This window comes from Sphingomonas sp. GW821-FHT02B09 (assembly GCF_059421875.1).
Genome location: NZ_JBWKVV010000007.1, coordinates 51,364 through 72,708 on the forward strand (window position 1 = coordinate 51,364; position 21,345 = coordinate 72,708).

A 21,345-nucleotide genomic window follows, 5' to 3' on the forward strand; every position below is an offset into this window, starting at 1 on the left:
TTCAGTTAGGCAGGGCGTAGGCTACGAGCTTGGTGCCCTGCGTCGTCTTGAGCGTCGGCTTGCCGCCGGTGGCGATGACGACGAATTGGCGACCGCTGGGCGAACGGTACGTCATCGGCGTCGCTTGCCCGCCCGCCGGCAGACGCGCTTTCCATAGCTCGGCACCGGTCGACACGTCGTAGGCGCGGATCGCCTGCTCGACCGAAGCGGCGATGAAGGTCAGGCCGCCCCGCGTCGTGATCCCGCCACCCGAGAAGGGTACGCCCATCGTGAAGGGCACATGGCTGTGGATGCCGAGTGGCCCCGTGTCGGCGCCGGTGCCGAATGGCTTTGTCCAGATCACCCGGCCGGTCCGCAGATCAACTGCCGACATATTGCCCCAGGAAGGCGAGGTACAGGGAACGCCGAGGAAGGTCTGGAACGGGCCGTTAGCGGCGCCGTAGGGCGTGTTCGCCATCGGGTTTTTGGTGTTCACCGGCCCGTGCGTCGGCTCCAGGACGTTGCCGCGGCGGTTCGCCTCGGCACGGGTGATGAGCTGCGATTTCGTCGGCAGGTTCATCCACGGCACGACCATGATGCCCCGCTCGGGATCGACCGAAACGCTGCCCCAATTGACTCCGCCACCATAGCCGGGCTGCACGATGGTAGGACGCTCGAGCCCGACAGGCGTCAGCGGCCCTTCGTAGCGGGCTTGCCTGAACTGGATGCGGCACAGCATCTGATCGATCGGCGTCAGGCCCCACATATCGGCCTCGCGCAGGTTGGCGCCGCGGAACGACGGCATGCCGATGGAGAAGGGCTGGGTCGGCGACAGTCGATCACCGGGACCGTTGCCGCCCTGGGGCACCGGCACTTCGCGAACGGTCTTGATCGGCTGCCCCGTCGCGCGATCCAACACGAAGATCTCGCCGCGCTTAGTCGGGGCGATCAGGCCGGGGCGGATGCCGTTTGCGGTCGGCACGTCGACGAGCGTGGGTTGCGACGGCATGTCGTAGTCCCACAAATCGTGATGCGTCGCCTGGAAGCGCCAGCGAACATCGCCGCTGTTGGCGTCGATCGCGATGATCGAGCTGTTGTTGGCGTCGTCGAACGGCCGACGCTGCTTGCCGTAGAGGTCGGGCGTCGAGTTGCCCATCGGCAGGTAGACGAGGCCAAGTCGTTCGTCGGCACTGAGCGGCGCCCAGCTATTGGGCGTCGAACGCGTGTAGGTCTGCCCTGCGGGCGGCTCGCCCTTGCGCGTCGGATTGCCGACGTCGAACGCCCAGGCGAGCGTGCCGGTCACGGCATCGAAGGCCCGGACCACGCCCGACGGCGCGCCCCAGAACTGGTTGTCCAGGATGCCACCGCCCACCACCAGCTTGCCGCGGACGAGTTGCGGTGCCGAACTGACATAGTAGATGCCAAATGGCGCCGGCGTCATGCCGCGCTGGAGGTTGTAGCGGCCGGCGTTCGCAAAGCCGGGACACAGCCGTCCGGTGCGCGCGTCGAGCGCGACTAGATCGGGCACCTGGCTAACCGCATAGATGCGCTCGGCGCACGGTCCGACCGCGCCGGGAACGCGATAGTAGGTGACGCCGCGGCACGGCTTGCCCGATGCGGAGTCGGTCATCTGAAAGGCCCAGCGCCGCTTGCCGGTTTCGGCGTCGTAGGCGATCACGCCGTCGTAATTGTTGCAGATGTAGAGGCTGTCGCCGACCATGATCGGCGTCACCTCGAGGCCGCCGGTGTAGGCACCCTTGGGTTTAGGCCCAGTGTCGGCTTCCCAGGCGACCTTGAGGTTCTGGACGTTGCCGGCGTTGATCTGGTCGAGCGGGCTGAACCGCGAGCCGCCTTGGTCGTTGCCATAGGCTTGCCACTCGGCCGTCGCGGCCGTGGTCGCTTGCGCGAGCCGACCGGGCGCCGCAACCGGACCTCCGGTCTGCCAGATCGGATCGGGCGGCGTGCCGGGACCCGCCGCGTGGAGGCCGATGCCGACCACGAGCGCCGCAACGAGCGCTGCGCCGAAGGCCGGCAGGCCACCGATCCGCCTCGACACCGGCGCGTGTTGCGGAGCGCGCCGCACGCCAGGCAGGAGCAGGCCCAATCCGAGGATGAACGGCGCGACGATGCGCGGCACGAGCTGCCATACGGTGCCGCCGACCTCCCAGATCGACCAAGCGACCGTGATCGCCAGCAGCGCGCCGTAGACCCAGGCACCGCGTCGATCGCCGCGCCAGATCAAAACTCCGCTTGCCAGCGTCATCGCGCCGGCAGTCAGATAATAAAGCGAGCCCCCCGCCGCGGCGAGGATCACTCCGCCAACAAGTAGGATCGCGCCGACGATCGCCAGCACGACGGCATAGATGCCGGCAAGCCAGCCGCTCCGGGGCTTCAGTCGTTCGGGAAACGTCATAGCTCGCCTTTCACGGCCTTGTGCGGCCTGCTCTTCGTTCGGAATGCGTTGTAGTTAACGCTTGGGTCGATACTTGCGTCCTGAGCTGCGCTCATTGTCGGCTCAATGGGGCTTCATTCTCGTGCTAACCCGGCTATTGACCCAGCACGGGCTTCAATGCCGCGAAAACCTGTCTGCCCGGTGTGCCGACGAAATCCGGCACCATCCGCGTCGCGAAGCTCAGCACCGAAGTAGGTTTCGCGCCGGCCAACTCCATTTCACGGAACGCCGCAGCCTCCGTCCGCTCGGACTGGCTGCCGATCGCATCGGTGACGAAGTAGACCTCGTGGCCCGCAGCCAGGGCATCGAGCGCCGCTTGCAGGACGACTACTTCGGCCGCGAAGCCGGCGATCACCAGGATGCGCCGACGATGACCGGCAAGCGCCGCAACCGTCGCAAAATCGTGAAAAGGCCCGACCGGTATTCGCAGCAGGGTATTCTCCTTCCGCGAATAGGTCTTCAGCGCCGGCAGCAGGTGCGGGGGCGACGATCCTTCCATGACCACGCTGAACAGCATCGGCAGCGACAGGATTGTGCCCACCTCCGCCAGCACGGCCGCCGCTCGCTCTATGCGATCGGGCGGCTGTGTCCTGGAGCCGGCGACGAGCGGAGACTGGAGGTCCGCGAAGAGGAGCTGGACGGAGCCGGGTTCGATCAGCGAACCATAAGTGTTCCGGCGGGCGCCCGTCGCCGTCTCGCTCGCCGCCTGGACCGGTATCGCCGCCGCCATGCCGGTCGTGGCACCGATCGCCATCAGCCCACGCCGACTGACTGAAGCAGTTCCGGGCGCACCGCTCGTCATGCCCGGCCAAGCGGGTGGTCGGAACCGCCCTTCACCGGGATCGCCGGCGCCGGCACGCCGTCACCGATGTCGCGGTTGCGCTGCCCCCGACCGAACGCACCGTAGGGATAACCGCCCGGCTTTGGCCGGCTTACCTCTTCCAGCCGTGCCGTCGTCGCCTCGTCGAGCACCAGATCGACGGCGCCCAGATTCTCCTCGAGCTGCTCTACGGTGCGCGCGCCAAACACGGGCGCCGCTACGCCCGGCCGATCGGCGATCCAGCTCAGCGCAACTTGGGCGGGCGTGACGCCGAGCTGCCGCGCCACGTCGACGACGGTGTCGATCGTCGCCCAGTTCTGGTCGGACTCCGCATATTCGGCCGACGTCCACTGGTAGAGATCCTTGTCCGAACCCGCGCGCGTGCCGGCGTCGGGGGTGCCGCCGCGCTGATATTTGCCGGAAAGGAACCCGCCGGCGAGCGGCGACCAGGGCAGGATCCCGAGCTCGTTGTGGATGGCGGCGGGAACCAGCTCATATTCGCTCTCCCGCGACATCAGGCTGTACTGAATCTGGAAGCTGACCGGCACCGGGGCGCCCATCGCCTTGGCGGTGGAGACGAAGAGCTGGAGCTGCCAGCCGGTGAAGTTGGACAGGCCGACATAGTTGATTTTGCCCGCGGCGCGCGCGTCGGCGAGGAACGCGATCGTCTCCTCGACGGGCGTGTGCATGTCGGAGGCGTGGAGCTGGTAGAGGTCGATCGTGTCACGGCCGAGGTTCTTGAGCGACGCGTCGAGCTTGCGGGAGAGATATCGGCGTGACAGGCCCTGATCGTTCGGACCGGGCGCGGCCTCCGCGGTCGCCCGTCCCTTGCTGGCCAGGATGACATGATCGGTGACGTCGGCCGGACGCGAGGCGAACCACCGCCCCACGATATGCTCGGCCTTTCCACCGACGTACACGTCCGCGGTATCGAGCTGGTTGCCGCCCGCCTCGACGTAGCGGTCGATGATCGCGAATGCGTCCTCTTCCGACGTTTCCGACCCGAAATACATCGTGCCGAGGATGAAGCGGGAGACTGCGAGGCCCGAGTGGCCGAGTTTGCCGTATATCATAGGAAGAGCACTCTTTCGGGGTGACTGGCTGCCGCTACAACGCGCAGGCGCGCCAGACAGATTGTTGAGGTGAGGTCATCACCACAATGCAGAGACCTCCCCACGGTCACGCGATCGCAGGGAGCCGGTCCATGATCTTGTCCAGCGTGATCGGGTAATCCCGCACCCGCGCACCGGTCGCGTTGTAGACCGCGTTGGCGATCGCCGCGGCAACGCCGCACAGTCCGAGTTCGCCGACGCCCTTCGCCTTCATCGGCGACATGGTGGGATCGCTGTCGGCGAGGAAGATCACCTCCTGGTGCGGGATGTCGGCGTGGACCGGCACTTCGTAGCTGGCGAGGTCGTGGTTCACGAAGAAGCCGAACCGTTTGTCGACCGCCATCTCCTCCATCAGTGCCGCGCCCGCTCCCATCGTCATCGCGCCGATCACCTGACTGCGCGCCGACTTCGGATTGAGAATGCGACCGGCGTGGCAGACCGCAAGCATCCGCCGCAGCCTGATCTCGCCGGTGTCGGCATGAACGCCGACCTCCACGAAGTGCGCCCCGAATGTCTGCTGGGCATACTGTTTCGACAGGTCGCCATAGGTCATCTCGTCCTCGCCGACGAGTTCCCCCGCCTTCACCGCGTCGCCCAGCTTCACCCGTCGATTGCCCGAGGTTACATAGCCTTCGGCGAAGGAGACATTGGCCGAGTTAAACCCGAGCGCCTGCGCCACCGCCTCGCGCAGCTTCACGCACGCGGCATAGACGCCCGACGTGGCCGAAGCCGCGCCCCATTGGCCACCCGACCCCGGCGACTCCGGGAAGGTCGAGTCACCGAGGCGCACGACAACGCGATCGAGCTCAACGCCCATCATCTCGGCCGCGGTCTGTCCGATGATCGTGTAGCTGCCGGTGCCGACATCGGTCATGTCGGTTTCAACAGTAACAACTCCCTTGCCATCCAGGCGCACCCGGGCGGCTGACTTGGTGATCGGCGCGCCACGGATGGCGGACGCCATACCGAGACCGACCAGCCAGTCACCGTCGCGCACCGAGGCGGGCTTCGCTACCCGCTTGTCCCACCCGAACCGATCGGCACCGGTGCGCAGGCACTCGACCAGCTTGCGTGTCGAGAATGGCCGCTTGGGGTCGCTCGGATCAACCCGCGTATCGTTGCGAATGCGCAGCTCAACCGGGTCCATGTCGAGCTTCTCTGCCAGCTCATCCATCGCGATCTCGAGCACCATCATGCCCGGCGCCTCGCCCGGTGCACGCATTGAGTTGCCCTCTGCCAGATCAAGCACGCCGAGACGCTGACGGATCATGCGGTTGGCGCCGGCATAGAGCGACCGGGTCGATGTGGTGGCGTTTTCCGTCCGGCCTCCGGGCAGATTGCCGTTCCAACATTCGTGCCCGATTGCGGTGAGCGTGCCGTCGCGCTTGGCGCCCAGGCGTACGCGCTGAATAGTCGCGGCGCGGTGCGTGGTGTTGTTCGTCATCAGCGGTCGCGTCAGCGCCACCTTGACCGGTCGACCCGCCGCGCGCGCGCCGAGTACCGCCGCGACCGTATCAGCCAGCACGGTCCCCTTGCCACCGAAGCTACCGCCGATGAACGGCGTGACGAGGCGGATATTCTCCTGGGGGATGCCGAGGATCTTGCCGAGATCCCGGCGACCCCAGTTGAGCTGCTGGATCGGGCACCAGCATGTCAGCCTGTCGCCGTTCCAGAAGGCGATGGTGGCGTGCGGCTCCATCATGGCATGGGTCTGGTCGGGGGTGGTGTAGGTCTCGTCGAGCTTGACCGGCGCCGCGGCGAACGCGCCGGCGAAGTCGCCGATGTCCTCGGACGGCACCTTGCCGTACTCGCTCTTCTCCGCGACGACCGCGGTCGGCTTGATCGCCTTCAGATCGTAGCTGCCCTGCTCGCGGGCATAGTCGACGACCAGCAGGCCGGCCGCGGCGCGCGCCTGCTCGAACGTCTCGGCGACGACGACCGCGATCGTCTGGTGGTAGTGGTCGACGCGCGGGCCGGCGAGCGGCTTGTCGATGTAGAAGTCGCCGACGCCGAGCGGCCCGGCATTCTCGTGCGTGACGATCGCCAGCACGCCCGGCGCGGCCCGCGCCGCACTCGTGTCGATCGACCGGATGCTGCCTTTCGCGATGCCCGCCCCGACCACGTAGCCGTAGGCCGGCTTTCCACCGACGTCCCGATGCTCGTAGGAGTAGGTCGCGGTGCCCGTCGTCTTGAGGGGACCGTCGATGCGGTCGGTTGCCTTGCCAAGCACGTGCTGGCGGTCGGTCGGATTGCTGCCCGAAGGCGTGTCGAACTTCATGCCGCTTTCGCCTCCGACATCACCGATGCGAGTGTCCGCATCGCCAGCGGCACCTTGAAGGCGCTGTCTTGGGTGGGCTTCGCGTCTGCGAAAACCTGCGCCGCCACTGCTTTTGCACCCTGCGGCATCGCTGCCTCCGCTGCCTCGACCCTCCACGGCTTGTGGGCGACGCCGCCGAACGCCACGCGCCCCGTGCCGTTCCTCTGGATAACCGCCGCGACGGAAACGAGCGCGAATGCGTAGGAGGCGCGATCCCGCACCTTGCGATAGATATGGCGACCGCCGAGCGGTGGCGGCAGTGTCACCGCGGTGATGAGCTCGCCGCGGGCAAGCACGTTCTCAATGTGCGGCGTGTCGCCTGGAAGTCGGTGGAACTCGGAGATTGGGACGGCGCGGGTGCGTCCAGACGGGTCGACCGTCTCCACGGTCGCGTCGAGCACCCGCATCGCGACCGCCATGTCGCCGGGGTAGGTCGCGATGCACGCCTCGCTCGATCCGATCACCGCGAGCTGGCGGCTGTAGCCGCCGATCGCGGCACAGCCCGAGCCCGGCTTGCGCTTGTTGCAGGGCTGGTTGGTGTCGTAGAAATACGGACATCGCGTGCGCTGCAGCAGGTTGCCCGCCGTCGTCGCCTTGTTGCGGAGCTGGCCGCTCGCGCCCGCCTGGATCGCACGCGTCAGCACGCCGTAGTCGCGCCGCACTCGCTCGTCGGCCGACAGCGCGGTGTTGCTGACAAACGCGCCGATGCGCAGGCCGCCGTCGTCGGTATTCTCGATCCGGTCAAGCTTGAGGTCCTGGAGGTCCACGAGATGTGTCGGCGCCTCGATCTCAAGCTTCATGAGGTCGAGCAGATTGGTCCCCCCGGCCAGGAACTTGGCACCGGGCGTGTGCGCAACCTCGGCCGCAGCTTCGGCCGGGTTCTTCGCCCGTGCATAGGTGAAGCTCTTCATGCCCCCACTCCCTTCGAGCTTCCCGCGACTTCAGCCATCGCTTCCGCAATGTTCGAGTAGGCGCCGCAACGGCAGATGTTGCCGCTCATCCGCTCCCGCATCTCGGTGTTGGTCGGTTGTGCCTTGCCGACGATGTCGGCCTGAACGTGGCTGGGGACGCCGGCCTCGATCTCCTTCAGCACCGACACGGCCGAGCAGATCTGGCCGGGTGTGCAGTAGCCACACTGATATCCGTCATGCTTCACGAACGCGGCCTGCATCGGATGCAGTTTCTCCGGCGTGCCCAACCCTTCGATCGTGACGATCTCGTCGCCGCTGTGTTGGAGCGCGAGACTGAGGCAGGAGTTGATCCGCTGCCCATTTACGATCACCGTGCAGGCGCCGCACTGCCCATGGTCGCAGCCCTTCTTGGTGCCGGTGAGCTGCAGATGCTCGCGCAGCGCGTCGAGCAGAGTCGTCCTTGGGTCCAGGTCGAGATGCCGGCTCTTGCCGTTCACCTCGAATGTGACAGGCATGGGAGCCGCGCTCGCCCGAGGTGAGACGGCGATTTCGGCACCGACAGCAGTCGCAACGACCGCAGCCGATGCGGCACCACTCACCAGAACGCCACGCCTAGATACGCTCGGCCCATAGGGCATTGGGACAAGCCCTCCTGATTACAGCTATTGTCGCAGCGCCCGCAGGATCGCCTCCGGTCAGGTAGTGCGCGGGCAGGCCGAAATAGATACATCATTAGCTCAACACGATGCTGTGCTGTGGATCGGCGTGGAAAAGGGACCCCGGTAGCGGGGTGATCGGCGTCGAAAAAGGACCCCTCATCCCGGTGGTCTAGGCTGTTCGCTTGGCGGTGTGTCAGGCGGCGAGATCGGGATGCTGGTATTGGAGACGGTGTTGAGGATCCGGCGTGAGCACGCGTCGGGGAAGGCCATCAAGGCGATAGCGCGGGACTTGCACCTGTCGCGCAAGGTGGTGCGCAAGGCGATCCGGGCGCCGGAGGCGGACATGGGTTACCGGCGGGAGGTGCAGCCGCTGCCGAAGCTGGGACCGTTTCAGGCGCGACTGGACGCATTGCTGGAGGAGGATGAGGCACAGCCCCGGCGGGAGAAGCTGCGGCTCACGCGTATCCATGACCTGCTGCTGCGCGAGGGGTTCGACGGGTCTTACGATGCGGTGCGCCGCTATGCCGCCCGCTGGCGGCAAGCGCGGCGTCGCGACGTGATGAATGCGCCGGCGTTCATCCCGCTGCTGTTCCGACCGGGCGAGGCGTATCAGTTCGACTGGAGCCACGAGGACGTGGAGATCTCGGGCAAGCCGATGCGCGTGAAGGTCGCGCATGTGCGGCTGTGCGCGTCGCGGGCCATGTATGTGCGAGCCTATCCCCGCGAAACACAGGAGATGCTGTTCGACGCGCATGCGCGGGCGTTTGCCTTCTTCGGAGGCGTGCCGACGCGCGGCATCTACGACAACATGAAGACGGCGGTGACGAGCGTGTTCACCGGCAAGGAGCGGGTCTTCAACCGGCGCTTCCTGGTCATGGCCAACCACTACATGGTCGAGCCGACCGCCTGCTCGCCCGCGTCGGGCTGGGAGAAAGGTCAGGTCGAGAACCAGGTGCAGACCGCGCGCGGCCGCTTCTTCCAGCCACGCCTGCGCTTTACCGGTCTCGAGGAGCTGAACGGTTGGCTGGAAGCTGAGTGTCGGCGCTGGGCCGAGTTGCACCAGCATCCCGAGCAGAAGGAACTGACGGTCGCCCAGGCATGGGCAGCCGAACAGGCTGTGCTCCAGCCTGTTGTCGCGCCCTTCGACGGCTTCCACGAGAGCGAGCATGCGGTAAGCGGCACATGCCTCATCAGCTTCGACCGCAACCGCTACTCCGTTTCTGCCAGGGTGGTGCGACGCGCTGTGCAGGTTCGCGCCTATGCCGACCGCATCGTCGTGCGCTGCGACGGTGAAGTCGTCGCCGACCATCCCCGGTTCTTCGGCCGCGACCGGACCATCTACGACCCGTGGCATTATCTACCGGTGTTGGCGACCAAGCCGGGTGCCCTGCGCAACGGCGCACCGTTCCAAGGCTGGGAGCTGCCGCCTGCGCTGGCACGACTGCGGCGCAAGCTCGGCACCGGCGACGATGCCGACCGGCGGTTCGTGCGGGTGCTGGCAGCCGTGCTCGATGACGGGCTGGAGGCTGTGGAAGCGACCGTGCGCGAGGCGCTGCTGGCCGGCACCGCCAGCGACGACGTCATCGTCAACATCCTGGCCCGCAGGCGAGAACCGCCACGACCGCTGACCATTGTCACACCCGAGGACCTGACGCTGCGCCATCCGCCCCGCGCCGACTGCAACCGCTATGACAGCCTGCGAGGCCTCCATGCAGCGGCATGAGATGATGACGGCCATGACCGAGTTGGGGCTGAAGGGCATGGCTGGCGCCTTCGACGAGGCGGTCACCACCGGTCTCCAGCGCAAGCGCACGACCATGGAGGTCCTGACGGACCTGCTGCGTGCCGAGGCGACGCACCGCCATGCAGCGTCGGTCCGTTACCGGATGTCGGCCGCCAGGTTGCCCGCGGTGAAGGACCTCGACGCCTTCGTCTTCGACGACACCCCCATCAACGAGGGACTGGTGCGCTCGCTATACAGCGGCTCGTTTCTTCCGGGCCGGCGCAACGTCGTGCTGGTCGGTGGGACGGGCACCGGCAAGACGCACCTCGCCACCGCCATCACCGCCAATGTGGTACGGGCCGGCGCCCGGGGGCGCTACTTCAACACGGTTGATCTGGTGAACCGGCTTGAGGAGGAAACGCGCTTTGGCAAGGCCGGCACGCTGGCAGCCCAGCTCTCCCGGCTCGACCTGGTGGTGCTCGACGAGCTTGGCTACCTGCCGTTCGCCCGCTCGGGCGGTCAACTGCTCTTCCACCTCGTCAGCAAGCTCTACGAGCAGACCTCGGTCATCGTCACCACGAACCTGGCCTTTGGCGAGTGGCCGACCGTATTTGGCGACCCCAAGATGACCACCGCGCTGCTCGACCGCATTACCCACCACTGCGACATCGTCGAGACCGGCAACGACAGCTGGCGCTTCAAGCACCGCAGCTGACGCCCGGGGCCACCGGCAGAGAACGCTTCGCGCTGGTTGCGCCTCCGGTCGGGCTACGCCCGCCCTACGCCGCAACCAGCGCGAACGGTGCGCCCGTCATACCCGTCACGCTGCTCGACGAAGGGGGTCCCTTTTGCACGCCGATAGGGGGTCCTTTTTGGACGCCGATTGACATTTTCGAGGAGGAATTAGCGGCACGCTCCGCAATGCCGGCACGACCGCGTTTGACATGTCCTGCCAATTCATCCCACCGCGTCGCGGAATGCAGAGCCCTATCCCTCACATTTAGCAGTGTCGCGCCCGCCGCCTGAACGATCGTCTGCTGCTCGTACTCGCCATGCAAAAGCTGAAAGGCGGCTTTCTACCACCGGCGGGCGCCCGGCCCCCTCCGCTACCGTGTGAACGGACGTCTGCTTTGTCGCGATCGACGACTTAAAACCTGACAGGCCGCTAACCACCATGGCTGTCTAGCAGGACGTCTTGCCCCCTCCCCTACCCCGTAACCGTGCCAGGTTAGCGGATCGCGACAACCTTGACCTCAACGGCATCAGCGATCTTCTTCCAGTTCTGGTCGCTGGTCCACGCGGGCAAACCGTCACGCTGGGCAAGTGCCAGGCAGAAGCGGTCACCAAGGCTAAGCCCCGCCTCGGCGGTTGCCACACGCAGCCGTCCAGCGATCTGCGCAAGCGCCTTGTCAGCCGGCACAACCGTCAGTGGCAGTGGATCAAGCATGGCATCGACTTCGCGCTCGGGCATCCCAGCATGGACGAAGTGACTGACGACCTCGGCATAGTTGACGCTGCTCACCCGCGCCCCACCGACCTCGGCCGCGACCTTTGCCGCTCCGCGTTCGCCCTTGAGCATGGCGATGATCGCAGACGCATCCAGCACCACGCTCATTCGCCGCTCTCCTCCCTACGTCGAGCAAGAAAAGCGTCGACGGATGCGTCGGGGTTACCGCCGGTGTACTGCTTGGCCAGAGCCTGGGCGCGTGCCACCGCTTGGCTTGCCGTCCGCAACACCACGCCATCCTCAGTTTCATCTAGGTAGACCGCACCACCGCCACTCAGACCAAGACGCTTCCGAACGTCAGACGGCAGACTCATGCGCCCGTTAGGTGTGATGTTAATTTGCAAGGTCATATTGGCACATCTGCCTCTGTGGATTACGCCAGCATTACATAGCTTAGGCGCTCCCCTACGGCAACAAGCTCACTTTGTGCCACAATCTTATTCCCATGCCTCTGACGGTGCCATGTGGTGCGCAGCCACAACTCTGCCAGATAACATATTTAGCAGGTGCGCTTTGGGTATGCCCTCAGGGAAGCACAAAGCGTCGGTCTCTTTTCCGTGCGAACGTAACTTCAAAAAACAGCCAGGATTTTTATGCTAATTCCTTTTAGGTTCTAAAGGTATAGCGGACCATCTAGCACCTACCCTACAAAGACCGCCTCTAGCAAACGATCACCATAGGCTAAATCGAGATCTAAGGAGGAAGCCAAATCGACTGTTACGGAACTTGGCTCACATCACAAAACCCATTTGCAGACCAATGTTTGAGAAATATTAGACCCAAGCTCCGATCAATACCGCGCCCGGATGACTGCAAAAGAGCTGCGCCCCGCCTCCGGGAAGTCATCCGCCAGTGTGTAATATTCGTCGAACAGGTTACGCGCGCCGACGCCGATCGACAGCTGCTCCGTGAGCGCGAAGTCCGCCCGGACGTCGGCACGAACATAGCTGCCGGTTCGATAATAGACCGGGGGCGATGCCGTGGTGACTGTGGTGCGGTTGGATGCGAACTCAACGCTGGGGGTTAGCTCCAGTCGCATGAGTGGACGCCAGCTCGCATAGACGAAGCCCTTGTCGGACGGCACGTCGGTCAGCTCGAACGCAGGGATAACGACGCCGGACTCGGGACTGATCGCGAAGTCGCGCTCAATGTGCGTGTAGTTCGCACCCACGTCGAGCGTCGGTGCGATCCGCGCGACGATCCCGATCTCGCCGCCATAATAGTCCGCTGAGCCGAGATTGCGGCGCTGGGACGTGTTAGCCGGGAAGCCTGCCGGACGCACCGCCACGATCGCATTGTTGATGTCACTATAGAACAGCGCCGCGGTAACGGTCAGCGCGCCGATCGCATGACTGCCGCCCAACTCATAATTGGTCGCGCGCTCGGCATTGAGGCCGGGGTTAGATGCGGCGGTTCCGAACTGCGTCGAGAAACGCTCGAACAGGGTCGGGAAGCGGGCGCGCGACGAGACGCTGGCGTAGAGCCGGCTATTCTCGACCGGCTTCCACTCGACGCGTCCTTGCGCGTTCCAGGCGTCGGCGTTGCGCAGCGGATAGCTGAAGATGCGTACCGCGCCGCCCGTGGGCGGGGTGCCGTATTCCTCGGCGCGCGACAGGTCACGCCAGTCATAGCTCGCGCCCAGCGTCAGGGCCACGGTCGGGGTCAGGTCGCGGGCATATTCGCCGGCGATGCTATAGGTGTCCTCGACGCTGCGCTGGCGGGGTTCGGTGAAGCCGCTCGGGAAGCTCTGCTGAAACTCGTCGTGCCGATCGCGCCGATAATGGACTGCGAGGGACAGGCGGTCCGCGTCGGTCGGACGAAGCGCCAGTTCGGCCGATCCGCCCCAGGATTCATCCTCGTAATAGCTGTTGAAGGCACGGGCGCGCGTCTGGGTGGTCTGTGTCCGATCGTCGAAGGCGCTGAGCAGGTTGTCGAAGGTGTTGCGATAGACGCGCGTGCGCAGCGTCGCACGGTCGCCCAGTGCAGTCGTGGAGAGGAAGTAGATGCTCTTGATGTTCCAGGAGGGCCATGTCCAGTTGCGCTGGGTGCCGATCGGGTCGGTGATGTGGAGGGGCGCGTTCTTCTCGCCTTCCTGCCGGGTGTAGCTCAGCGAATATTCGTCCGTCGTATTCGGGGTGAAGCCGAGCTTGGCGTTCACCCGCCAGTCGCGCGTCGCCGAAAAGTCGCGTGCGCCTCCGTTCTCATTCGCGGTCGGCGTAAAGCTGCCGGGCAAATCCCAATGATCGGTGTCGTTGATCGCGTAGCTCGCCTGCGCGTACCAGTGATCCTGCCGGGTGCCGATCAGGCCGAAGGCATTGTAGCCGGCGTAATCCACGCCGCGGTCGAGATTGAGCTGGGCGCGACCTTCGATCTCCAGCGCCTTGGTTGGCTTGCGGGTGACGAGGTTGACCGCGCCGCCCATCGCGCCGGGACCGTCCAGCACCGACGCATAGCCCTTGGCAACCTGAAGCTGCGCCACGTCAGGCGTCAGAAAGCGGCCGTAGTCGAGCCGGTTGTCGGCGGGCAGATAGACGCGGATGCCGTCGATCGACACCGGCACCTGGAATCGGTCAAAGCCGCGCACGAACAGCAGCCGCTCATTACGCGACCCGCCACTGTTGCCGGCGGTGACGCCAGGAATCAGGCTCGCCGCCTCGTCAAGCGACTGGCGATCGAACTTGTAGATCGCCTCTTGGCCGACTGACTCGCTTCCGATCTCGACGCCCTGCGGGCGCGCGCCGGTGACGATGATCTCGCCGAGCCGGAAGCTGTTGTCCTGATCGTCACGCGGTGCCGGGGACGCATCCTGCGCGAACGCCGGCATGGTGGATGAAGCAAGCAACATGGCTGCGGTCAGCGTATGACGCATCGATGGTCCCCCTTTGCGATCGAGCCGACTGTTTCGAGGCATCGATCATCTATATACGACGAGATATATACCCTGTTGGAGGAGTTGCCGCCGATGTTCAATGCCTTGCTCGCCGCCCTGCTGTTGCAGGCGTCCGCTCCCACCCTTGATGCGTGTCCCGCGGTCACCGCGCCGCCTGCGGAATTATCGGGCTGGGCCTCGCCGCGTCCGCTTGGTGCCGGTCGCACAGTCGCGCAGGCAGCAATGCTGACACCGGGCGTAGCGGTCACGGCACGCCTCCCGTCCACACGGGACGTGAAGTACGCCGTGCGACCGGAAAAGCCTGGCGGGTCAGTGAGCTATGGCGGCGTGTTCGCATTCACCCTCGCGACACCGGGCCGCTATCGGATTGCGCTGGGCTCGGGCGCATGGATTGATGTGCTGGCGAACGGCAAGCCTGCGACGTCCGTCGCGCACGGTCATGGACCTGCCTGCACCGGCATCCGCAAAATGGTGGACTTCGACCTGGCGGCCGGGCGCTATGTGCTTCAGGTCGCGGGTAATGGCGCCGCCACTCTGCCGCTGATGGTGACAAAGCTGCCGGCGTGATTGGACGGGCAGCGCTGGCACTTTCGGTGCTGATCCTGACCGCAGCGATCGCCGCCCCCTGGGTTTGGTCGCTGCCGGAAGGGATCACCGCGCCGATCGTCCCTGCCGACAACCCGATGTCGGCCGCCAAGGTCGCTCTCGGTCGCCGCCTGTTCTACGATGCGGACTTGTCGATCGACGGCACGATATCGTGCGCGAGCTGCCATGAGCAGAAGCACGCCTTCGCGGACGGCAACCCGACCCGGCCCGGGGTTCATGGGGACGCCGGACGCCGCAATGTGCCAGGCCTTGCCAATGTCGCGTGGCTGCCCGTCCTGACTGCTGGCGATCCGCGCGTCACGACACTGGAGGCGCAGGCCGTGATCCCAATCTTCGGTCTCACGCCGATCGAGATGGGAATGCACGGTAGCGAGAAGGAAATCCCCCGCCGCCTGTCGCGGGACGCCTGCTATCGCCGACAGTTCCGAGACGCCTTTCCCGAACGCGGTGGCCGCATCGATATGACTGGCGTCGCGATGGCGCTAGCAAGCTTCGAGCGTAGCATGGTGGCGTTCGACACGCCCGCCGATCGCGGCGCGCTGTCACCGGAAGCTAAGTCAGGCAAAGCGGTGTTCGCTCGTGCCTGCACATCCTGCCACTCCGGCCCTCAATTCACCGATGGCCGCTTTCATACGATCCTGCCGGTCACTGCCGCGGATCGCGGTCTGGCGGAGGCAACAGGCCAGGCGAAGGACGAGGGCCAGTTCCGTACGCCTCCGTTGCGCAACGTCGCCATGACCGGTCCCTGGCTCCACGACGGATCCGCGCGCACGCTCCGAGAGGCCGTCGCCCGCCACCCGGTCACGCTGGATGCTAACGATACGGACCGCTTGCTTGCCTATCTGGAGGCGCTGACGGATCGCGGCTTCATCGAAAATCCCGCCTTCGCGTATCCAGACGTTCCCTGTGACGGCAAATGACGATGCCGCCACAGGGACGTTGAACGATCACAGACGGAAGCGGATCGTCCCACCGATAGTGCGTGGATCGCTCGGCGTGCCGACGATAAGCCCAGAATTACCTGCCTGAATCGTCAGATTTTGAAGGTAATCCGCATCGAGCAGATTGCGTGCCCAGACGATCAGCTCCAGCCCATCAGCAAAGCGATAGCCGATGTTGGCGTTGGTCAGGTTGTAGCCGCGAATGTAGGTGAATTGCGACAGGCTGGGGTCGCCGTTGAAGCCGCTGCGCGACGCAGTATCGACGTGAACGAACACCTGCCCGTCACCCACTGGCCGCTGGTAATCCAGCCCGGCGGTAATCGCGAAACGCGGTAGCGATGCGAGGCGCCGCCCGGTCAGGCTGCACCGCGTCGTGGCGGCAGTCTGCACCTCCAACGGGCACGGTCCGGCAGGGTAGTTGGTGTATTCGCCGTCCGAATAGGCGAAGTTGGTTCGCACGCTCAGCCCCGGCAAGATCAGGGCGGTCACGTCCGCCTCGATGCCCTTCACCGTTACCTCCGGAATGTTGGAGAGATAGCCGCGGAGCTGCACGGTCTGGGTCAGCGAGTTCTCGACGACAGTCGCCTGGAAGTCGTGGACCTTAGTGTAGAAGCCGTCGATATTAAAGATCAGCCGGTTGTCGAACAGCGTGTTCTTCATGCCGATCTCGTACGTCTCATTACGCTCGGGCCGTACCACCGCAGTCGCGAGTACCGGCCGGTTATTGGTGTCGAGCGGCAAACCCGACATGTTGATCCCGCCCGACTTGAACCCACGCGCATAGCTCGCATAGGCCATCGTCGTATCAGTCACCTGCCAGGCGAGGTTGCCGCGTCCCGTAAGGCTGCCGTCGCTGTCATGCGCCTCGTAGCTTTGTGGGCGCAGCACGCCGAGGCGTGCGTTTATGAGCGCCGTGCTGGTCGTCGTCGGACCACCGGAGACGGTCGTATTGTAATAGCCGTCCTTGTCTTCCTGCGTGTAGCGCAGTCCGACAGTCGCGGTCAGGCGATCAAAAAAGCGGTAGTTGACCTCGCCGAAGGCCGCATAACTCAGGCTGCGGAAATCGGTGCGACCGTCCTGGCCATAGCCGTCGAGTAGATTGGACGGCACCGCCGTCGTCACCTGGTTCGGTGCGGTGCCGGTGACGACGCTGGTGCCGATCAGATAGCGCGCGGCGGCAGGACCATAGATGCTGATCGGTCGCCCGGTCAGGCGCTGGCGGAAGCCGTAGAGGCCGACGACGTAGGAGAGCGGCCCAGTACCATTCGAGGCGAGACGAAGCTCCTGGCTGTACTGATCCTGCCGGGACGGAATGTGCTGCGACAGCTGGACCGGAATGCCGGTGTAGTCGCGGTCGTTCTCCGCATCCCAGTTCCAGAACCGCCATGCCGTCACCGACGTCAAGGTCACTGGCCCCAGGTTCCAGTCGGTGATCGCGCTGACGCCTCCCTCGTTGGTGTCGACGCCAAGCGGCCCATCGATATCGACCTTGCGATCATAGGGGTTGGTGCTGGGCGGGGTATAACCGAACTGCGCTGCCAGACCATTCGGTCCACCGAACTGGCGGTTGGCGGCGCGCAAGGACGTGCCGGTGCGCACATAGACCTGCGTGCAACAATAGGCCTGGAAATTGGTAAAGTCGGCGATGACCCGCATCTGGATCGTGTCGTCGGGCTTGAACAGAAGCTGGCCCCGCACCGCCTGTGTGCCGAGCGTGTTCGCCGCCTGGCCGGTGCGGACGTTATCGAGCACGCCATCGCGGCGGGTCGAGACGCCCGAAATGCGATAGGCGATCGTGTCCGTGATCGGCCCCGATGCCCAGCCCTTGGCCTGGACGAAGTTGTAGTCGCCGTAGGACAGCTCGGCGAAGCCTTCATGGGTGAAGGTCGGCGCGCGCGTGGTGATGTTGAGCGCGCCCGCCGTCGTGTTTTTGCCGAACAGCGTGCCCTGCGGCCCGCGCAGCTCCTCGACCTGCTCGATATCGGCAAAGTCGAACGCAGCCGTTGCCGGGCGCGCGTGGTAGACCTGGTCGACGTAGAAGCCGACGCCGCCCTCCAAGCCATCGTTCGCCTGGCTGACCGCAACGACGCTGGATCCAAGCCCGCGGATGGTGAAGGCGGTATTGCGCGGGTTGGCCGAGCTGTAGTTCAGCGTCGGGATCAGCGTCGTCAGTCCCTGCGTGTTGACCGTGTAGCTCTGATCGAGAAGCGCTCCTCCCACCACCGACAGTGCGGCAGGCACACGCTGTGCGTCTTCTGCACGGCGACGGGCCGTGACGATGACGTCGGGCAGACCCTCATCGGTTTCCGATGGCCGCGCTCTCTCCTGCTCCGTGGCGGTTGCGGGCACGGCCGTCTGAGCTACCGCAGGTGCGGAGATGGCAGGCACGGCTACGGCACACAGCAGGACTGCAATACGCTTCGACATCAATGGAAACCCCTTTTCGCGGTCTCAGCCGCGGTTCTATGCACGGCCATATATCGATGTGATATCCGTCCGTATATATCGGGTTTGATGCCGGTACGTCTCAGCCGGTGGGTAGTGGCGCAGGCCGCAAAAAGCCCTGCACACGGGCATAAGCTGGCTGGTTGGCAACAGCGGATGCTTCCCGCTCCATTTCGCGGTATGCTTCCAGTACCGCCTTCCCGGTAGGGCTCACCCTTGATCCGCGGTCGAGCCCGCCACCCTTGACGGTATCCACCAGTGGAGGATCGAAGCACCGGTTCATTTCATCGACCAGCAGCCAGGCACGGCGATAGCTCATGCCGAGCGCACGACCTGCCGCGCTGATCGACCCCTCCGACTGGATTGCCTCCAGGAGGTCGGCCTTACCCGGTCCCATCGCCAGTGCGTCGCCGCACGCGATCTGGATTTTCAGCCAGAGGGGTCCAACCTTCATCTTACTTGCCGATCATCACATCGCTGGCCTTGATGAGGACCGTGACCGCCTCACCTTCCGCCAGCCCAAGGTCGGCGATCGCCTCTTCGGTGATGTTGGCAGTGACGACGTTCCCACCACCGATGTCGACCTTGATCGAACCATTCACCGCGCCGGGGGTGATCGACACGATGGTGCCGGTAATCTGATTGCGCGCGCTGATCTTCATGGAAGCTTCCCTGCATTCGAGTTTGCCCATCTGGGCAACCGACCGGTGTGTACCGTAACCATTGGAAAAGTGCGACTGCGCGACCTTCCGTCATGCGCTTGCGATACAATGTATCGACGAAAATATAGTGCCCTATCCTAGGATAACCGTGGCCAGCAGGACGTTTAGGGGGCGATCACTCTCCAGCCTCGCGAAAGGTCATCAATCATGGTCACCGCTACCGGTTACGCCGCCAAGCATAGTTTCTCGCGTCTCAAGCCGATCGAGATCGAGCGCGATCCACCCAAGGCTAACGAGGTACAGATCGACGTCCTGTATTGCGGCGTCTGCCATTCCGACATCCACCAGTGCGAGAATGACTGGGGCAACACGGTCTATCCGTGCATGCCGGGCCATGAGGTCGTCGGCCGGGTCTCGGCCAAGGGGGATAGCGTCACCAAGCACGAGGTCGGCGATCTGGTCGGCGTCGGCTGCATGATCGACAGCTGCCATGAATGCGGCCCGTGCAAGGCGGGTGACGAGCAATATTGCGAAGGGCCGAACAGCTGGCTGGCAACTTATAACGGCCCGATGAAGCCCGCGTCGCAGGCAAAAACGGGCACGAACATGTACGGCCGGGATAATACGTTCGGCGGCTACTCGGACGTCCTCGTCGTGCGGGAGGATTTCGTGCTAAAAATCCCGGCGTCGATCCCGGTCGAAGCGGCCGCCCCGATCCTGTGCGCCGGCGTCACCACCTATTCGCCGATGAAGCATTGGGGCGTAAAAGCAGGCGACAAGGTCGGCGTCGTCGGCTTTGGCGGTCTGGGCGACATGGCGGTCAAGATCGCGGTTGCGATGGGCGCCGATGTGACGGTCTTCACCACCACCAAGGATAAGGTCGCCGAGGCGGAGAAGCTCGGCGCCAAGGGCGTCGTCGAAGGCGACAAGGAAGCCTCAGAAGCGCTCGAGGGTCAGTTCGACTTCATCCTCTCGACCATCCCGGAAAAGCACAAGGTCGACCCGTTCATTCCGCTGCTCAAGCATGACGCGGCGTATGTCTCGGTGGGTGCTCTCGCCCCTATGCCGGGCTGGAACCACATGAACATGATCATGGGCCGCAAGACGATCGCGGGCTCGCTGATCGGGTCAATCGCGGAGACGCAGGAGGTGCTCGATTTCTGCGCCGAGCATGGCATCGCGCCTGACGTGCAGGTGATCCCGATCCAGGAGATCAACGAGGCGTACAAGAAGGTAAAGTCGGGTGACGTCCGCTTCCGCTACGTCATCGACAGCGCTAGCCTCGCACAAGAAAAGGCAGAAGCCGCCTGATATAAAAGCGGCATGGCATCATCGTTTCGAACGATGCCATGCCGTGTTGAAGACCCTCGATCGGGATGAACCGATCGAGGGTTTTCTTATATGTCAGGCGACCCCGGCACCACCGGTAACGCCGTAGACCTCGCCGCTGATATAGCTGCCTTCCTGGCTCGCCAGCAGCACATAGACAGGGGCGATTTCGACAGGCTGACCCGGGCGGCCATACTGGCTTTCCGAACCGAACTTCATCACCGCCTCAGGCGGCTGACCACCGGATGTCTGGAGTGGCGTCCAGAACGGTCCAGGAGCCACGACATTGGCGCGAATGCCCTTCTCCAGCAGCTGCTTGGCGAGCGCCTTAGTGTAGGCCACAATCCCAGCCTTGGTCGTGGCGTAGTCGAGCAAGATCGCGGACGGCTCATAGGCCTGCACCGAAGCGGTGGTGATGACCGAGCCGCCTGCCGGGAGATGCGGTACGGCCGCCTGCGCGATCCAGTGCATGGCGTAGAGATTGGTCTTCATGGTCTTGTCGAAATCCTCCGACGTGACCTTCGAGATGTCCTCACGGTTCTGCTGCCGTCCGGCGTTGATGACGAGGATGTCGAGCCCGCCAAGCTTTTCGACAGCCTGCGCGACGAGTGTCTTGCACCACTCTTCGTCGGTGATGTCACCGGGCAGGTCGACGGCGGTGCGCCCCTCCGCCTCGATCAGCTGCATGACCTCGGCTGCATCGTTCTTCTCGGACTCGAGATATGACAGGGCAACGTCGGCTCCCTCACGTGCGAACGCGATAGCAGCCGCGCGACCGATGCCGCTGTCGGCGCCTGTGATAAGCGCCTTGCGCCCGGCAAGCTTGCCTGAGCCCTTGTAGCTCGTTTCGCCATGGTCAGGCACAGGATCCATCTTTGACGCTTCGCCTGGGACAGGCTGCGGCTGTCGCGGGAAAGGTGGCTGCGGATACTGCGAGCGAGGATCCTGCATAGTCAGACGGTCGGTCATGCTTATCTCCATTGCGATAGGAT

18 protein-coding genes are annotated in these 21,345 nt (G+C 64.7%); 5 read left to right on the forward strand and 13 right to left on the reverse strand.

The genetic code is table 11. The annotated features are described in order from the left end of the window. Window position 1 precedes the first annotated feature (1 nt). The 6 genes from AC07U4_RS20355 to paoA form a co-directional block, all read right to left on the reverse strand. Window positions 2-2,392, reverse strand: coding sequence for a membrane-bound PQQ-dependent dehydrogenase, glucose/quinate/shikimate family (locus tag AC07U4_RS20355; protein ID WP_495196801.1), 2,391 nt, complete (start codon window positions 2,390-2,392; stop codon window positions 2-4). Window positions 2,393-2,525: 133 nt separating this feature from the next. After that, complete coding sequence (locus AC07U4_RS20360) at window positions 2,526-3,185, reverse strand: isochorismatase family protein (RefSeq protein ID WP_495196802.1); 660 nt, start codon at window positions 3,183-3,185, stop codon at window positions 2,526-2,528. A 44-nt stretch (window positions 3,186-3,229) separates the two neighbouring features. Beyond that, window positions 3,230-4,324, reverse strand: a complete 1,095-nt coding sequence (locus tag AC07U4_RS20365; RefSeq protein ID WP_495196803.1) for an aldo/keto reductase — start codon at window positions 4,322-4,324, stop codon at window positions 3,230-3,232. Window positions 4,325-4,430: 106 nt separating this feature from the next. Next, window positions 4,431-6,641 carry an aldehyde oxidoreductase molybdenum-binding subunit PaoC gene (gene paoC / locus AC07U4_RS20370; RefSeq protein ID WP_495196804.1) on the reverse strand — a complete coding sequence of 737 codons (2,211 nt, stop codon included), beginning with the start codon at window positions 6,639-6,641 and terminating at the stop codon, window positions 4,431-4,433. Beyond that, the gene (locus tag AC07U4_RS20375; RefSeq protein WP_495196805.1) at window positions 6,638-7,591 is read right to left on the reverse strand and encodes an FAD binding domain-containing protein; all 954 of its coding nucleotides are present in this window, start codon (window positions 7,589-7,591) and stop codon (window positions 6,638-6,640) included. Before AC07U4_RS20375 ends, paoC begins: the two co-directional genes overlap by 4 nt. After that, window positions 7,588-8,229: an aldehyde dehydrogenase iron-sulfur subunit PaoA gene (paoA, locus tag AC07U4_RS20380; protein WP_495196806.1), complete on the reverse strand. Its 642-nt coding sequence runs from the start codon at window positions 8,227-8,229 to the stop codon at window positions 7,588-7,590. The genes AC07U4_RS20375 and paoA overlap by 4 nt, the downstream gene beginning before the upstream one ends. Window positions 8,230-8,461: 232 nt before the next feature. Between paoA and istA the strand changes: the two genes are divergently transcribed. Both istA and istB read left to right on the forward strand, forming a co-directional pair. After that, window positions 8,462-9,973: an IS21 family transposase gene (gene istA, locus AC07U4_RS20385; RefSeq protein WP_495196807.1), complete on the forward strand. Its 1,512-nt coding sequence runs from the start codon at window positions 8,462-8,464 to the stop codon at window positions 9,971-9,973. After that, window positions 9,960-10,688, forward strand: coding sequence for an IS21-like element helper ATPase IstB (gene istB / locus AC07U4_RS20390; protein ID WP_495196808.1), 729 nt, complete (start codon window positions 9,960-9,962; stop codon window positions 10,686-10,688). Before istA ends, istB begins: the two co-directional genes overlap by 14 nt. Window positions 10,689-11,201: 513 nt before the next feature. Here istB and AC07U4_RS20395 read toward each other — a convergent pair. The 3 genes from AC07U4_RS20395 to AC07U4_RS20405 all read right to left on the reverse strand — a co-directional run bounded on the left by AC07U4_RS20395 (window position 11,202) and on the right by AC07U4_RS20405 (window position 14,349). After that, entirely contained in the window at window positions 11,202-11,588 is a 387-nt protein-coding gene (locus tag AC07U4_RS20395) for a type II toxin-antitoxin system VapC family toxin (RefSeq protein ID WP_495196809.1), read from the reverse strand. Next, entirely contained in the window at window positions 11,585-11,830 is a 246-nt protein-coding gene (locus tag AC07U4_RS20400) for an AbrB/MazE/SpoVT family DNA-binding domain-containing protein (RefSeq protein WP_495196810.1), read from the reverse strand. Before AC07U4_RS20400 ends, AC07U4_RS20395 begins: the two co-directional genes overlap by 4 nt. A 440-nt stretch (window positions 11,831-12,270) precedes the next feature. After that, window positions 12,271-14,349, reverse strand: coding sequence for a TonB-dependent receptor plug domain-containing protein (locus tag AC07U4_RS20405; RefSeq protein WP_495196811.1), 2,079 nt, complete (start codon window positions 14,347-14,349; stop codon window positions 12,271-12,273). 93 nt (window positions 14,350-14,442) lie between these two features. Between AC07U4_RS20405 and AC07U4_RS20410 the strand changes: the two genes are divergently transcribed. Then, window positions 14,443-14,937, forward strand: coding sequence for a homogentisate 1,2-dioxygenase (locus AC07U4_RS20410; protein WP_495196812.1), 495 nt, complete (start codon window positions 14,443-14,445; stop codon window positions 14,935-14,937). 26 nt (window positions 14,938-14,963) lie between these two features. Further along, a complete protein-coding gene (locus AC07U4_RS20415; protein ID WP_495196813.1) occupies window positions 14,964-15,896 on the forward strand; it encodes a cytochrome-c peroxidase in 933 nt (310 codons plus the stop codon). Between the two features lie 27 nt (window positions 15,897-15,923). Here the strand turns inward: AC07U4_RS20415 and AC07U4_RS20420 are convergent, their stop codons facing one another. From AC07U4_RS20420 to AC07U4_RS20430, 3 genes are all read right to left on the reverse strand, one after another. Further along, the gene (locus AC07U4_RS20420; protein WP_495196814.1) at window positions 15,924-18,344 is read right to left on the reverse strand and encodes a TonB-dependent receptor; all 2,421 of its coding nucleotides are present in this window, start codon (window positions 18,342-18,344) and stop codon (window positions 15,924-15,926) included. Window positions 18,345-18,444: 100 nt separating this feature from the next. Beyond that, a complete protein-coding gene (locus AC07U4_RS20425; RefSeq protein WP_495196815.1) occupies window positions 18,445-18,816 on the reverse strand; it encodes a winged helix-turn-helix domain-containing protein in 372 nt (123 codons plus the stop codon). A gap of 1 nt (window position 18,817) precedes the next feature. After that, window positions 18,818-19,024, reverse strand: a complete 207-nt coding sequence (locus AC07U4_RS20430; RefSeq protein ID WP_495196816.1) for a TOBE domain-containing protein — start codon at window positions 19,022-19,024, stop codon at window positions 18,818-18,820. A gap of 207 nt (window positions 19,025-19,231) precedes the next feature. Between AC07U4_RS20430 and AC07U4_RS20435 the strand changes: the two genes are divergently transcribed. After that, window positions 19,232-20,335 carry an NAD(P)-dependent alcohol dehydrogenase gene (locus AC07U4_RS20435; RefSeq protein WP_495196817.1) on the forward strand — a complete coding sequence of 368 codons (1,104 nt, stop codon included), beginning with the start codon at window positions 19,232-19,234 and terminating at the stop codon, window positions 20,333-20,335. Window positions 20,336-20,428: 93 nt separating this feature from the next. Here AC07U4_RS20435 and AC07U4_RS20440 read toward each other — a convergent pair whose 3' ends face one another. After that, on the reverse strand, window positions 20,429-21,322 hold the full coding sequence (locus tag AC07U4_RS20440; RefSeq protein ID WP_495196818.1) for an SDR family oxidoreductase: 894 nt from the start codon (window positions 21,320-21,322) through the stop codon (window positions 20,429-20,431). Between the last annotated feature and the right edge of the window lie 23 nt (window positions 21,323-21,345).

Bases quoted from the DNA above. Each gene is read 5' to 3' on its own strand.
- AC07U4_RS20395 (WP_495196809.1), bottom strand. From the start codon at position 11,588: ATGAGCGTGGTGCTGGATGCGTCTGCGATCATCGCCATGCTCAAGGGC.
- AC07U4_RS20440 (WP_495196818.1), bottom strand. From the start codon at position 21,322: ATGACCGACCGTCTGACTATGCAGGATCCTCGCTCGCAGTATCCGCAG.
- AC07U4_RS20355 (WP_495196801.1), bottom strand. From the start codon at position 2,392: ATGACGTTTCCCGAACGACTGAAGCCCCGGAGCGGCTGGCTTGCCGGC.
- AC07U4_RS20375 (WP_495196805.1), bottom strand. From the start codon at position 7,591: ATGAAGAGCTTCACCTATGCACGGGCGAAGAACCCGGCCGAAGCTGCG.
- AC07U4_RS20430 (WP_495196816.1), bottom strand. From the start codon at position 19,024: ATGAAGATCAGCGCGCGCAATCAGATTACCGGCACCATCGTGTCGATC.
- AC07U4_RS20410 (WP_495196812.1), top strand. From the start codon at position 14,443: ATGTTCAATGCCTTGCTCGCCGCCCTGCTGTTGCAGGCGTCCGCTCCC.
- istB (WP_495196808.1), top strand. From the start codon at position 9,960: ATGCAGCGGCATGAGATGATGACGGCCATGACCGAGTTGGGGCTGAAG.
- AC07U4_RS20435 (WP_495196817.1), top strand. From the start codon at position 19,232: ATGGTCACCGCTACCGGTTACGCCGCCAAGCATAGTTTCTCGCGTCTC.
- AC07U4_RS20420 (WP_495196814.1), bottom strand. From the start codon at position 18,344: ATGTCGAAGCGTATTGCAGTCCTGCTGTGTGCCGTAGCCGTGCCTGCC.
- AC07U4_RS20425 (WP_495196815.1), bottom strand. From the start codon at position 18,816: ATGAAGGTTGGACCCCTCTGGCTGAAAATCCAGATCGCGTGCGGCGAC.
- AC07U4_RS20400 (WP_495196810.1), bottom strand. From the start codon at position 11,830: ATGACCTTGCAAATTAACATCACACCTAACGGGCGCATGAGTCTGCCG.
- AC07U4_RS20365 (WP_495196803.1), bottom strand. From the start codon at position 4,324: ATGATATACGGCAAACTCGGCCACTCGGGCCTCGCAGTCTCCCGCTTC.
- AC07U4_RS20405 (WP_495196811.1), bottom strand. From the start codon at position 14,349: ATGCGTCATACGCTGACCGCAGCCATGTTGCTTGCTTCATCCACCATG.
- istA (WP_495196807.1), top strand. From the start codon at position 8,462: ATGCTGGTATTGGAGACGGTGTTGAGGATCCGGCGTGAGCACGCGTCG.
- paoA (WP_495196806.1), bottom strand. From the start codon at position 8,229: ATGCCCTATGGGCCGAGCGTATCTAGGCGTGGCGTTCTGGTGAGTGGT.
- AC07U4_RS20360 (WP_495196802.1), bottom strand. From the start codon at position 3,185: ATGGCGATCGGTGCCACGACCGGCATGGCGGCGGCGATACCGGTCCAG.
- paoC (WP_495196804.1), bottom strand. From the start codon at position 6,641: ATGAAGTTCGACACGCCTTCGGGCAGCAATCCGACCGACCGCCAGCAC.